A 13,623-nucleotide genomic window follows, 5' to 3' on the forward strand; every position below is an offset into this window, starting at 1 on the left:
ATCCGGATTTTCAACGGAAACGGATAAAGAAAACCCATCCGAAATGTATCATTAATTTATTGTAGCGTATTTATTTAATGAAAGATCATGAAAACAAAGAATAACATCCGAATTACAGCGTATCTGTTTCTCTGTATGAGTCTCTTTTCCTGTTCGCAGGACTTTCTGGAGACCAAATCGAGCACAGATCTGGGCGACAAGCTGATTTACAAAACAACGGCTTCCACAAGAGGAGTTCTTTACGGTATATACAAATACATGCGTTCCTGGGGATGTACTCCTCATGTCCGGATGGATTGCTGCGGACTCCATACCAACCTCCTCACATTCGACGTCATGGGCACTGACATTACGATGCAACCGGGCACCTGGTACTGGTATGACTACGACTACTGGCATACCGGTAGTGAAACCGAATTCAAAACCGATCATTTCTGGCGCTTTTATTACATTATTATCAATAACTGCAACAACATTTTATTTTACATCGATGACGCAGAAGGACCGGTCAGTGAAAAAGAAGCCATTGCCGGAGAAGCCCGGGCACTCCGAGCATTTGCTTACTTTCACCTGATACAATTATACCAGCAGACTTATACAATTGCCAAACAGATGCCTGGTGTTCCTCTCTATACCACTCCGGCCAAAGGAAATGCGGAAAACAACCCCAGAGCTTCTGTCGAAAAAATCTATAAAGTCATCACGACCGATCTGGAAAAAGCCGTACTGTCCTTACCGACTCAAAGAGAAAGTAAATACTATATCAATGCAAATGTAGCCGCCGGTATACTGGCCCGGGTATACTTAACCATGGGAAGGTGGCATGAAGCAGCCGCAATGGCCCAACAGGCCCGGGCAGGTTATCCGCTGATGAGCGCCGAACAATGGACGGAGGGTTTCAACAACATGAGCAATCCCGAATGGATTTGGGGTATACATCAAACGTCTACCGAGAATGTCGGATGGGGGAGCACCTTTTCCATACTGGATTTTGAAAGAGGCGATCAAAAAAGTTTCAGGATAAACGATAAGCTGGTGGAAAAATATTCCGATACGGATGTGCGCGGAACATTGATTACACCGGTAGGAAGCCTGCTCGGCAACCGGAAATTCAGAGAGCCGGCTACACTGAATATCGGACACATGGTCCTGATGCGCTCCTCAGAAATGCTGTTGATAGAAGCAGAAGCTTCCGCCAAAGACGGGGACGAAACCCATGCCCAGGACCTGCTATATGAATTGCAGGCCAAACGGGACCCCAATGCCCGAAAAACCGACCGAAAAGGTAACGAACTCATCGAATTGATATTACTGGAAAGAAGAAAAGAATTGTGGGCGGAAGGATTCAGTCTGTTCGATTTGCTCAGAAACCAAAAATCTCTTGTCAGAGAAGGAGATCATCAAAGTCTGAAAAATTTTCCGGCTAATTCCTGGAAATTTATTTTTCAGATTCCACGAAGCGAACTGGATGTCAACAAAGGTATTCTGCCCGAAGATCAAAATCCCAATACGGGGGTATACACCTATTAAACTTATTGATATTCAGGAAATAAATTATAAAACAACCGAACCAAATTTGAAAAATTATGAGAGCTATATTTCTACTTTTAAACTTCCTGGTTTGCTGGAATTTGATGGGATGCGACAAAGATTCTGAATCCGGCCCGGAGCCCTCGACTCCCCCTTCCGGAAATACCGTCGCCCAAGTATTCGGATTTACACTGAAAATCACAACGGATTTTACCTGGAACAGCGAAACAGACAATGCATATCGCTATTTATCCAAAAATCTGGATGAACTGGGCAGCATTATCCCCGAGCCTGCCCTTCTCAAAATGAAAAAAATCACCTTCGTCATCCGGGATGCAAAGGACAAGCCCCTGATAGAATATTTATCAGACGATACGGAAAAAGCAGATACGATTATTTTCAACGATTTGCTTCAATACTATCAGACATCGTTGCAAAAACAACCTTCCCTTCTCCTTCATTTCCTGGCGCGGCAATACCAGCATCGTTACCTGTCCGCGTATACGGATAAAATCGAAGAAGCCTATCGGGAAGCCGTCGAATCGGGTATTTATACAAATATACCAGAAAACGGTTTGACATTCTCCGACCCTATCGGTTATTTTGCCGAGTTATCCGAAACCTACTGGGGAAAAAACAACGGATACCCCTGCGATTATCATGATTTGCAGCAATTCGATCCCAAGGGATTCGCCTTAATGGAATATTTCTGGGGAGAAAGAGCCATAAAACAATACAATCGTTATCAAATAAACGGATATGATGTTATGGTTTTGAAGACACATGAAAACAACCCTTTAACTGCCGAAGCCCTTCCTTTCCTGCAATCAAAATTGGAAGAAATCAACCGGCTTGTCCCTAGGGAATTTACCGATTTCTTTAAACGCCGCAAGATATGGATGGAAATCGGTTCCGGATCGACAATCGGAGGGGCTGCCGAATACCACCCCGACAGAGGCTGGCTCATCGATAACGGCAGATTACCTGAAAAATACAACTGTATAGAAATTTCCAACATGGAAAATTTTATCAAATGGTGTAAAGCCAACCAACCCATGATGATTTTACACGAATTGGCCCACATGTATCAATTGAATGCTTATAAAGACGGTATATTGATAACATCGGCCTTTGAACAGGCCCAAAATTCTCACATTTACGACCTGGTCGATTACAATACCGGAAACGAAATCGTCAAGCAAAAAGCTTACGCTATGGATAACGAGAAAGAATATTTCTCCGAAATTACAGAAGCCTACTTCGGGGAAAATGATTATTATCCGTTCCGCAAAGAACAATTGAAAACATTCGACCCTGTCGGCTATCAACTGATGGAATATATATGGAATCCGATCCATTTTAAAGAATAAAATGATTTCCGGAATAGCAAGTCATTCATCTATTCCATTATTTTGACCGTCACATAAAACAACGGCGATTGAAACTTTAAAATGTATCAATAATTATTTTAGGTTACATAAAACTCATGAATACGATAAAAATTCTTTCTTCCGAAGATATTAAAAACCTGGTATCTATGAAAGAAGCGATAAATACCATTGCAACGGCATTCTGCGATTTATCGGCTAAAAATGTAAATATGCCTTTACGGACAATAACGGATTTCGGGGAAAACGAGCTTACGCTTTTTTACAAGCCTTCACTCATGCCTTCCCTGCACTCTGTCGGCATCAAACTTTTGAGCCAATATAAAACGGGAGGTAAAAACGGGCATCCGACTATACAAGGAATTGTCGTTCTCATCGATCCCGAGAACAACACGACCCAAGCCATCCTAGACGGCACCTATCTGACAGCCCTGCGGACAGGAGCTGCCAGCGGTGTCGCCACCCGTGCCCTTTCCCGGGAAGACTCGGAAACATTCGTGCTTTTCGGAGCCGGAGCCCAAGGATATACCCAGTTCGAAGCCGTTTGTTGTGCCCGTAATATTAAAAAAGCCTATATCTTCGATATTAACAAAGAGGCCATCGACAGATTTATCCGGCATTACCAAAATCTCGGACAGGTCAGCTTATATCCGGGAGAAGACTTGTCCGTCCTTCCGGAAGCCGATATTATCAGCACCGTAACGAATTCGAAACAACCGTTATTTCCGCTTGAATTGCTGAAAAAAGGAGTACATATCAATGCCATCGGTTCCTACAATCCGAGTATGCACGAATTACCGACAAATATTTTCACTTCGGCTTCACTCTTTGTCGATCACAAAGACTCCTGTTTTTCGGAAAGCGGCGACATTATTATACCTTTATCCGAAGGTTTGCTGCCTCCGGAACATTATAAGGGGGAAATCGGAGAAGTTTTGCTGTCCCGGATTCCAGGACGTACTTCTCCGGAGGAAATTACTGTTTTCAAGAGCGTCGGAATTGCGATACAAGATTTAGCGGCTGCCAATTATGCCTACCGCCAAGCTTGTCAGCAAGGCATGGGAATCAATATTCAATTATAAAACAACGTCTAAATCCATTGACTTGTTAAACTCTGCGTTTCGTTTAAAACCAAATACACAGACATGATGGACCTACCGGTAAGTATTTTCAATGACGTTTTAGGCCCGGTAATGCGGGGGCCTTCGAGTTCACATACGGCAGCCGCTGCCAGAATCGGACAGTTGGCAAGGCAATTGGCCGGCGGAAAAATCCAAAAAGCAGTGGTCGAATTTACCCCGGACGGCTCGCTTGCCACAACTTACCATACCCAAGGTTCAGATATCGGCCTGGCAGGTGGATTGTTGGGGTTGTCCCTCTCTTCGCCCGAGCTGTTGAAGTCATTATCCCTGGCTGCACAAAACGGCCTGGATATCCAATTTCACATCCGGAAATATGAAGCGACACATCCCAACACTTACAAGCTTTCATTAACGACAAGCGATAGCTCGTCTTTCAGCCTGACGGCCCTATCTACCGGAGGAGGGATGATACAAATCACAGAGATTGACGGTTTTCCGGCAGAAATTTACGGCGACTATTGGGAACTGTTACTTTACCTGCCCGATACTCCCGGCGATATCAGCGAACAAGTGAAAAACAGCAGGATATTTCAGGACATTTCCCTCGAAAACCATACCATACATTGCCGAAATCAGGATCATCTCATCCACCTGAAATTTTCACAGGCATTGGAAGAAAAAACCATTGCCTGTATTACACGCCAATTCAACTGCAACAAATACAGGTACACCTCACCTGTATTACCCGTCACGTCCGGATGCCGAAACCGGATCCTTTTCCATACGGCGGCCGAACTGGAAAATGCGTTTCCGAAGCCGGACACTCAATTGTGGGAAATGGCTTTGAAATACGAGTCCCAAAGAGGTAACATTTCAGAAGATGAAGTGTGGAAAATGGCGGCCGGCATTCTGAAAATAATGCGTCAGGCAGTCCAAAACGGACTACAAGGCACTTTTTATAAAAACCGGATTCTTCAGCAACAATCCCATCTAATGGAGAATGCTGCTGCCCGCCTATTACAAGCTCCTCTGATCAATAAAATTTCCCAATATACGATGGCCGTGATGGAGACAAAAAGCGCTTTCGGTACTATCGTTGCTGCCCCAACCGCCGGCTCCTGTGCCGCAATCCCCGGAGCCATTTTAGGAAGCGCCGACTGCTGTGGCTTTACGGAAGAAGATTGCATCAAAGCCTTACTTGCCGCAGGTATTGTAGGTGTGCTCATCGCTCAACGATCCACCTTCTCCGCAGAAGTCGCAGGCTGTCAGGCAGAATGCGGATCAGCTTCCGGCATGGCCGCCGCCGCGATAGTACAGTTAATGGGAGGCTCTGCCCGGACAGCCCTGCAAGCCAGTTCTTTCGCCCTACAAAATATCTTCGGAATGGTTTGCGATCCTGTCGCAAACCGGGTAGAAGTACCTTGCCTGGGTAAGAATATCCTGGCTGCAACAAACGGATTCACCGCAGCAAATCTCATCACTGCCGGCGTAAATGCCGTTCTTCCTCTGGATGAAGTCATTGCTGCAATGGACGAAGTCGGACGTTCACTTCCGGCAAAACTTCGTTGTACAGCACTGGGTGGATTATCCGTCACCCCGACCTCCCTGGCGATCGAAAAACAATTAAAAAATTTGGACGAATAACGACTAACTATGCCAAGACCTATGAAAACATTCTTCTATCTCTTCTGCCTATGTACTTTTCTATGGACGTTACCCTGTATTTCTCCGGCACAATCGCCGATAAATAACGATATCATCGAAAAAGTACAAACAGAGTTGGAAAAACAACACGGACAAAGCGAAACAGAACGTATCCGTAAAGGAGTATCGCAACTGGCCCGGAATTGGCGGTCCGGCGACGGTACGGAACAAGAGTTTGCTGATTTTTGCCTCCGGTACTTCATGAGCGGCAATACCCTGCATTCCAATTTCAGACGAATCATCGACAACCTGACTTACATGGAAGGCATGTTGTATAAAATCTCGACCCTTTTTCACGAATCGGATTATTATACGGATACCCCTAAACTCGAGGCCGACGACTACCTGCAACGTATCCTCCCCGGTTCTGACCATTACTCTGCAAAATTCGCCCATTATGTACAACTCAATTTTCCCTATTACACCTTTGCAGAGAAACAACGGCATTGCCGGGAATGGACCCGGGAAAAATGGGCCATGGTTTGCCTCGGTGACTCTTATGCTTTTCGGCACGACCGATTTTCTTCAAATCCGTTTACGGAAAAAGCCAACCATTTCAAGCGCTATATGGAGCATTATTTTTTCAGCATAGATCGCATTACCGATAAAAAAGGGAAATACCTGTATACCGACGAAATAGCTTTACATTGCCACCGGGGTCTCAGAGATCAGATCAAACAAGAATATACTGCTCCCGGCGGAACCTCCCGCCAGGAACTGTTATACGCGATCGCCGAAAATGCAACGACAGGAAACATTCCCGTACTTTTCCTTAAAGATACAACAACCCGCTGGAACCCTTCGGCAGGCAAGCTATACAAAATGGAAAACGGGAAACAAAAGGAAATCAAAAACTATGAAACAGAAAACCTTCACCGTTATGCCGGCCTTCTGGCTTGTATGAAGGAAAAAATGTTCACGGACCAGAGTTATACCCCCCAAACGACAACAATTCAACGCACTTTCGACAAAAGCTCCGTCTCTCTTGAAAAAACAGAAACACTGATCCGCAATTTTCTGGCAGATCCTCTTCTGTCCGAAATCGGTAGAATCATTGAAAAACGACTGGGACGAAAACTCCGGCCTTACGATATCTGGTACAGCGGTTTTCAAGAACAATCCGCATTTTCTGCCGGCTATCTGGATTCTCTGACGCATTCCCGTTATCCGGATCCTCAAACTTTCCGAAAAGATTTACCAAATCTGCTTATAAAAATGGGAATCCATCCCCAGGACGCTCACTTTATCGGCTCACATATCTCAGTACGCCCCGTCGTATCCGGAGGCTACTCCTCTCAACCCTCTCTGCCGGGAGATACTGCTCTCCTGACCACAATGTTCGGCAAGCAGGGATTGGATTATAAAGCTTTTCGTGTCAGCATGCACGAATTAGGTCATTGCATATGCGGTGTGTTTTGTACAAACAATATCGACTATTTCCGTTTGGCAGGCGTACCTTGTGATGCCATCACGGAAGCATTCGCCGAATTATTTGCCTATAAAAATGCAGAAGCACTGGATTTGCATCCCTTCTCTCCGGAAGAAAAACAACACCTGCTCAATCTGGCTACCATTTGGTATCTGCTGGAAATGGGAGGACAGACCCTGACCGAGATAGAAACCTGGAAATGGTTATACGCCCATCCGGAAGCAACTGCGCAGGAACTGAAAGAAGCCGTACTTCATATCAGCAGTACGATTTGGAACACGTATTTTTCAAAAATATTCCACATCCGGGATCAGCATATCCTGTCGATCTATAATCACTATATTACGGGGGATTTATACCTGTACAATTACTTTTTAGGAAATGTTATCATGTACCAACTTCACAAAACTTCGGTTTCGTCAGATTTAACCGAAGAACTGAAAAAAGCCTGCCGGGAAGGATGTACACTAACCGATCTGTGGATGGAAAAGGCCGTAAGTGCCCCTGTTTCAACAGAATCTCTTATGCAGGATGCCCTGAAAGCCATTGAATATTTTAATACTTCTTCAAGAAAATAAACCCTGCTGCAAAGGCAATGTTGAAAAAATATTTTTTATAATTGCATGAAATATCGTACAACTTTAGAACAATAAACAGTGTAACACCAAACGCCGGTATACGTATACACCATACATATACCGGCAATATTTAGCCGAATATTGTTTTTGAACATTTATTTCACTATATGGATTCACTATACTTCAAAGTTACATTACATCAACAAGAATCTTTGAAGATTGAAGAATGGGAACTTCCACATTTTTATTCTTTATTGCATTTTCATCCGGAATATCAATTGACAATTATCCGGAAAAGCAATGGTTTTCTATTTGTAGCTGATAAAATGTACAGATTTTCTCCGGGAGACATATTTATCATCGGCCCCAATATTCCACATGTATTTCAAAACGACGATACCTATCACGATAACTCTGTTCCCAAAGTAGATGCCGTATCCATCTTTTTTACGGAAAAATCGTTCGGAGAAGGTCTGTTCTCAATTCCCGAAGCCGGTCGTATAAAAGAACTGCTCCATAAATCGATATACGGGATCAAATTGTCTTGCAGTCATCACGGGGAACTCCGCCTTATCTTAAACGACATCGGACAAAAGAAAGGTTTCGACCGGATATTGGATTTATTAAAGGTATTGAATGAATTATCACTTTCCAAAGAGCTGGAGATGATTTCCTTATTACAAACACCCACTCTAAAGCAAAAAGACGAATGCTCCAAAATCAACACCGTTTACGAATACGTATTAAAAAATTATCACAACCCGATACACCTCAATGAGATTTCTGCTTTGGTAAACATGTCTCATTACAGCTTTTGTAAATTTTTCAAACAGCGGACAACAAAAACCTTTGTGCAGTTTCTCACGGAAGTGAGAATCGGAATGGCATGTAAACACTTGGTCGAAGGCAAAATGAACATTACGGAAATTGCTTACCAATCCGGATTCAGTAATTTATCCAACTTCATCCGTCAATTTAAAAAACTCATCGGATCAACCCCTTCCGAATACCAAAAAAAAATCAACGAACACCAAGTCTGAATGAATTTTAGATCAGACACACAAGCCAACCCGCTGAATTATGAAATCAACTCTTCAGAATGAATCAATCAAAAATCGTAAATCGTAAATCTAAAATTTACGAGTGTTCATTTCTCCATAACCCCGTTATTACAAAAGATTTTTTACTTTCTGTTTTTTTCTTTACTTTTACAAATTGATTAAAAACATAAAGGTATGCATTTTTCATACCTCATTCAATATCGTAAAATAAAAGAAGATCATGGAGCAGAAATTGACGATATATAACACCATGTCGCGCCGGAAAGAGGAGTTTCAACCGTTAAATCCGCCTTTCGTAGGCTTGTATGTCTGCGGTCCGACAGTGTACGGTGATGCACATCTGGGACATGCCCGGCCGGCCATTACCTTCGATATCTTATTCCGGTATTTGCAATATTTGGGATATAAGGTGCGATACATCCGGAACATTACGGACGTCGGTCATCTGACGAATGACAGCGATGACGGGGAAGACAAAATCGAGAAAAAAGCCAGGCTCGACCGGCTGGAACCCATGGAGATTGTCCAATTCTATACCAACCGTTACCACAAAAATATGGAACAGTTGAACACCTTGCCGCCGAGCATCGAACCACATGCATCCGGACATATCATCGAGCAACAGGCATTGGTAAAAAAAATTCTGGAAAATGGCTTTGCCTACGAGAGCGAAGGCAGCATATACTTCGATGTCGAAGCTTATAATAAAAAATACCAATACGGAAAACTCTCCGGACGAAAAGTAGAAGAGTTGTTCGCCAACACCCGTCAACTCGACGGACAAAACGAAAAGCGCAATCCTTACGATTTTGCATTGTGGAAAAAAGCGACTCCGGAACACATCATGCGCTGGCCTTCTCCATGGAGTGAAGGTTTCCCCGGATGGCACCTGGAATGTTCGTGTATGAGCCAAAAATACCTGGGAGATACGTTCGACATTCACGGTGGCGGACTCGATTTGCAATTTCCTCACCACGAATGCGAAATCGCCCAGAGTACCGCTGCCTACGGACACGAGGCTGTCCGTTACTGGATGCACAACAATATGGTAACCATCAACGGGCAGAAAATGGGAAAATCGTTAGGGAATTTCATCACTCTGGACCAATTGTTCAATGGCGAAAATGACGTTTTGGAGCAGGCTTATTCTCCGATGACCGTTCGCTTTTTTATCTTACAGGCACATTACCGCAGCCCGCTCGATTTCTCCAACGAAGCATTGAAAGCAGCGGAAAAAGGTTACGAACGTTTGATGGCAGCCGTTGAGGTTTTGAACAAACTGACTCCGTCTACTCAAAATACGGTCGATGTGGAAGAATTGTGGACCAAATGCACGGAAGCGATGAGCGATGACCTGAATACCCCCATATTGATCTCTCAATTGTTCGAAGGCGTACGCATCATCAATTCGATTGCAGCCGGAAAAGAGCAGATCAATCGGGCCAACCTGGATCGCCTGAAAAAACTATACCACGACTTTGTATTCGATATCCTCGGACTGAAAGCAGAAACCGAGTCAATAGGCAAAGACCATGAAGCGCTCGGTAAAGTTCTGGATATGGTTATGTCTATCCGTACAGAGGCAAAGCAAAAAAAAGACTGGGCTACGTCCGACAAAATCCGGGATGATCTGAAAAATGCCGGTGTCAACATAAAAGACACGAAAGACGGTTATGAATGGAACATCGAATAATTTTACAGTTGAAATTATTCAATATTAATTTTAGATTTACGATTTAGGATTTTTTCAGAAATTCGGGCCGGACGGAATGTAATCTGAAATCGTAAATCTGAAATTACAATATGCACGACTTAATATAAATGAGTATGCCGTACCTGTTTATCTGTATTGTACTTCTTCTGTTTTCTTGCGGTAACAATCCATCGGAAAAGAAAACGGCTGCCCCTCCGGTGCCAGCCGGTACTCCTAAAGAAAACATCAAATATGTCAACGGCATAAAAATCGAGACTCCGGCCAAACAAGAAAATTTCCGGTTTCACGATCCTGTAAATCTCTCGTTTACAGCTAAAGAACGGTTTGAAGTCGATTCGGCACACATCTTTCTGAACGGGAAACAGATCGGAACGACGGGAAAAGGCATACAAACGTTCAGTTTTACGGTTCCGACAAGTAAAGTCGGTCCTTCCACCCTTAAAGTGACGGTCTTTCATCCGGATAACAAAAGAAGCATAAGCACGCAAACCATTGTCGTAAAACCGGACAAAGCCCCCCGTAAATATACCTATGATGTCGTAACAACATACGCACACGATCCGAAAGCTTATACCCAAGGCTTAGTCTATCAGGACGGATTTCTATATGAAAGCACCGGGCAATACGGCGAATCCGGTATCCGGAAGACAGACATGAATACCGGAAAAATCCTTTCCACATTAAACATAGACAGTAAGTTTTTCGGAGAAGGCATAACCATCTACAAAGACAAGATATATCAATTGACCTGGACCTCCCGGAAAGGATTCATCTACGACGTCAAAAGCTTTTCCCTGGAATCCACCTTCAACTATAACACACAAGGCTGGGGTATTACAACTATGGGAGAAAAACTGATCATGAGCGACGGAAGTAACAAATTATTTCACATCGCCCCTTCTTCTTTCAATGTAATAAAAGAAACAGAAGTATATGACAACAACGGACCGGTAGACCGGCTCAACGAATTGGAATATATCGACGGGTTGATCTGGGCAAACGTGTGGATGCAGGACCGCATCGTACTGATAGACCCGGAAAGTGGAGAGATAAAGGGGGAGATCGATTTAAGCCGGATATTATCTCCGAATGAAAGGAATAATTTGGGCGACAGTGATAATGTATTGAACGGTATCGCCTGGAATCCCGGAAAAAAAACAGTATATGTCACAGGCAAACGCTGGCCGAAGATGTTTGAATTGAAAATCAGAGGTCAGGCAAAATAATAGTGTGCAATCATTTATGATTTACGACTCATCTCTTTATCCTAAAACCGGTTTGCAGGTTCAATTTAAGTCGTAAATCCAACATCGTAAATTTCGAATCATGGACGTCAAGATTGAAGAATCCTGGAAAGAATTGTTAAAAGACGAGTTTGAAAAACCGTATTTCGCAGAATTGATCGCTTTTGTCAAAGAGGAATATAAAACGCAACGTATCTATCCGCCCGGAAAGCTGATATTCAATGCGTTCAACCATTGTCCGGTAGATAAAACCAAAGTCGTTATTCTGGGACAGGACCCTTATCACGGCCCGGGACAAGCTCACGGACTTTGTTTCTCCGTTCCGGAAGGCATCGAGCAGCCGCCTTCTTTACAGAACATTTTTAAAGAGATCCGGGACGATCTCGGGACGACCGTTCCCGTTTCCGGCAACCTGGAACGCTGGGCTGACCAGGGGGTCTTACTGCTCAACGCAACCTTAACCGTAAGGGCTCATTGCGCCGGTTCTCATCAGAATAAAGGCTGGGAAACATTCACAGATGCTGTTATTCAACGGCTCGCTGCAACCAAAAGCAATCTGGTTTTCCTGTTATGGGGATCATACGCTCAACGCAAAGGTGCCTTTATCAACACCCAAAACAACCTGGTTCTGAAATGTGTTCATCCCTCTCCCCTTTCCGCCAACCGTGGGGGTTGGTTCGGCAACCATCAATTCAGCCGGACAAACCAATATCTCCGGGAACACGGTCTGGAAGAAATCAAGTGGTAAAAGAGATATTCCGGACCCTTTTGCCCCTGCTTTGTCCGAAAACGAGTGAGTAGTTTTTTACTTTATTTTATACGATTCTTTATCAGGAATTTCCTATTTTTGATGCAAAATTCAATTATTTAATACACAAGCTATGGTTAACTACAAAGAATTAGGGCTGGTTAATACCAGAGAAATGTTTAAAAAAGCAATGGCAGGCAAATATGCAATTGCTGCTTTCAACTTCAATAATATGGAGCAAATGCAGGCAATTATACAGGCTGCCGTTGAATGTAAATCACCGGTGATCTTACAGGTATCCAGTGGTGCGCGCAAATATGCTAATCAGACTCTTCTTCGTTATATGGCCCAGGGAGCAGTAGAATATGCAAAAGAATTAGGCTTGCATATTCCGATCACTCTTCACCTGGATCACGGTGACAGCTTCGAACTTTGCAAAAGCTGTATCGATATGGGATTTTCATCTGTCATGATCGACGGTTCACATTTCCCCTATGACGAAAACGTAGCTTTAACGAGAAAAGTAGTAGACTATGCACACCAGCACGATGTAACCGTTGAAGGTGAGTTAGGTGTGTTAGCCGGTGTTGAAGATGAAGTATCGGCAGAACATCATACCTATACCCGTCCGGAAGAAGTAGAAGATTTCGTAAGTAAAACCGGTGTCGATTCATTGGCTATTTCAATCGGAACCTCTCACGGAGCGAACAAATTCAAACCGGAACAATGTACCCGCAATGCTGACGGTATTCTGGTTCCTCCTCCATTACGCTTCGACATTTTACAAGAAATTGAAAAACGTATTCCGGGCTTCCCGATCGTTCTCCACGGTTCTTCTTCTGTTCCGCAGGACAAAGTGGCCATTATCAACAAATACGGCGGTGCATTGAAAGATGCAATCGGTATTCCGGAAGAACAACTGCGCGAAGCAGCCAAATCATCCGTATGTAAAATCAACATCGACTCTGACGGTCGTTTGGCAATGACTGCCGCTATCCGCGAAATCTTCGCCACCAAACCGGCAGAATTCGACCCGAGAAAATACCTCGGACCGGCCCGCGACTCTTTAAGAGAACTCTACAAGCACAAACTGATCAATGTATTAGGAAGTGCTAATACAGTCGGATAAATCACCCAGATAACAC

10 protein-coding genes are annotated in these 13,623 nt (G+C 43.8%); all 10 read left to right on the plus strand.

Annotation, left to right across the window (positions count from 1 at the left end; all coding sequences use genetic code 11):
• Positions 1–87: 87 nt before the first annotated feature.
• The 10 genes from DD657_RS01860 to DD657_RS01905 all read left to right on the plus strand — a co-directional run bounded on the left by DD657_RS01860 (position 88) and on the right by DD657_RS01905 (position 13,607).
• A complete protein-coding gene (locus tag DD657_RS01860; RefSeq protein WP_021989368.1) occupies positions 88–1,530 on the plus strand; it encodes a RagB/SusD family nutrient uptake outer membrane protein in 1,443 nt (480 codons plus the stop codon).
• A 56-nt stretch (positions 1,531–1,586) separates the two neighbouring features.
• Positions 1,587–2,900 (plus strand): hypothetical protein, encoded by a 1,314-nt coding sequence (locus tag DD657_RS01865; protein WP_287048254.1) that lies wholly within the window; start codon positions 1,587–1,589, stop codon positions 2,898–2,900.
• A 116-nt stretch (positions 2,901–3,016) separates the two neighbouring features.
• The gene (locus DD657_RS01870; RefSeq protein WP_021989370.1) at positions 3,017–4,000 is read left to right on the plus strand and encodes an ornithine cyclodeaminase family protein; all 984 of its coding nucleotides are present in this window, start codon (positions 3,017–3,019) and stop codon (positions 3,998–4,000) included.
• Between the two features lie 63 nt (positions 4,001–4,063).
• Entirely contained in the window at positions 4,064–5,644 is a 1,581-nt protein-coding gene (locus DD657_RS01875) for an L-serine ammonia-lyase, iron-sulfur-dependent, subunit alpha (RefSeq protein ID WP_021989371.1), read from the plus strand.
• A gap of 21 nt (positions 5,645–5,665) precedes the next feature.
• Positions 5,666–7,711, plus strand: a complete 2,046-nt coding sequence (locus DD657_RS01880; RefSeq protein ID WP_287048256.1) for a hypothetical protein — start codon at positions 5,666–5,668, stop codon at positions 7,709–7,711.
• A gap of 167 nt (positions 7,712–7,878) precedes the next feature.
• A complete protein-coding gene (locus tag DD657_RS01885) occupies positions 7,879–8,751 on the plus strand; it encodes an AraC family transcriptional regulator (protein WP_021989373.1) in 873 nt (290 codons plus the stop codon).
• Positions 8,752–8,992: 241 nt separating this feature from the next.
• Entirely contained in the window at positions 8,993–10,465 is a 1,473-nt protein-coding gene (cysS, locus tag DD657_RS01890) for a cysteine--tRNA ligase (protein WP_021989374.1), read from the plus strand.
• 134 nt (positions 10,466–10,599) lie between these two features.
• Positions 10,600–11,712: a glutaminyl-peptide cyclotransferase gene (locus DD657_RS01895; RefSeq protein ID WP_287048258.1), complete on the plus strand. Its 1,113-nt coding sequence runs from the start codon at positions 10,600–10,602 to the stop codon at positions 11,710–11,712.
• 100 nt (positions 11,713–11,812) lie between these two features.
• Entirely contained in the window at positions 11,813–12,478 is a 666-nt protein-coding gene (locus DD657_RS01900) for a uracil-DNA glycosylase (protein WP_021989376.1), read from the plus strand.
• A gap of 133 nt (positions 12,479–12,611) precedes the next feature.
• Positions 12,612–13,607, plus strand: coding sequence for a class II fructose-bisphosphate aldolase (locus DD657_RS01905; RefSeq protein WP_021989377.1), 996 nt, complete (start codon positions 12,612–12,614; stop codon positions 13,605–13,607).
• Positions 13,608–13,623 lie beyond the last annotated feature (16 nt).

This window comes from Culturomica sp., from assembly GCF_003524185.1.
Taxonomy (GTDB): Bacteria; Bacteroidota; Bacteroidia; order Bacteroidales; family Marinifilaceae; genus Culturomica; species Culturomica massiliensis.

Excerpts from the sequence above, each read along its gene's own strand:
- DD657_RS01860 (WP_021989368.1), top strand. The coding sequence starts at position 88 with ATGAAAACAAAGAATAACATCCGAATTACAGCGTATCTGTTTCTCTGT.
- DD657_RS01865 (WP_287048254.1), top strand. The coding sequence starts at position 1,587 with ATGAGAGCTATATTTCTACTTTTAAACTTCCTGGTTTGCTGGAATTTG.
- DD657_RS01870 (WP_021989370.1), top strand. The coding sequence starts at position 3,017 with ATGAATACGATAAAAATTCTTTCTTCCGAAGATATTAAAAACCTGGTA.
- DD657_RS01875 (WP_021989371.1), top strand. The coding sequence starts at position 4,064 with ATGATGGACCTACCGGTAAGTATTTTCAATGACGTTTTAGGCCCGGTA.
- DD657_RS01880 (WP_287048256.1), top strand. The coding sequence starts at position 5,666 with ATGAAAACATTCTTCTATCTCTTCTGCCTATGTACTTTTCTATGGACG.
- DD657_RS01885 (WP_021989373.1), top strand. The coding sequence starts at position 7,879 with ATGGATTCACTATACTTCAAAGTTACATTACATCAACAAGAATCTTTG.
- cysS (WP_021989374.1), top strand. The coding sequence starts at position 8,993 with ATGGAGCAGAAATTGACGATATATAACACCATGTCGCGCCGGAAAGAG.
- DD657_RS01895 (WP_287048258.1), top strand. The coding sequence starts at position 10,600 with ATGCCGTACCTGTTTATCTGTATTGTACTTCTTCTGTTTTCTTGCGGT.
- DD657_RS01900 (WP_021989376.1), top strand. The coding sequence starts at position 11,813 with ATGGACGTCAAGATTGAAGAATCCTGGAAAGAATTGTTAAAAGACGAG.
- DD657_RS01905 (WP_021989377.1), top strand. The coding sequence starts at position 12,612 with ATGGTTAACTACAAAGAATTAGGGCTGGTTAATACCAGAGAAATGTTT.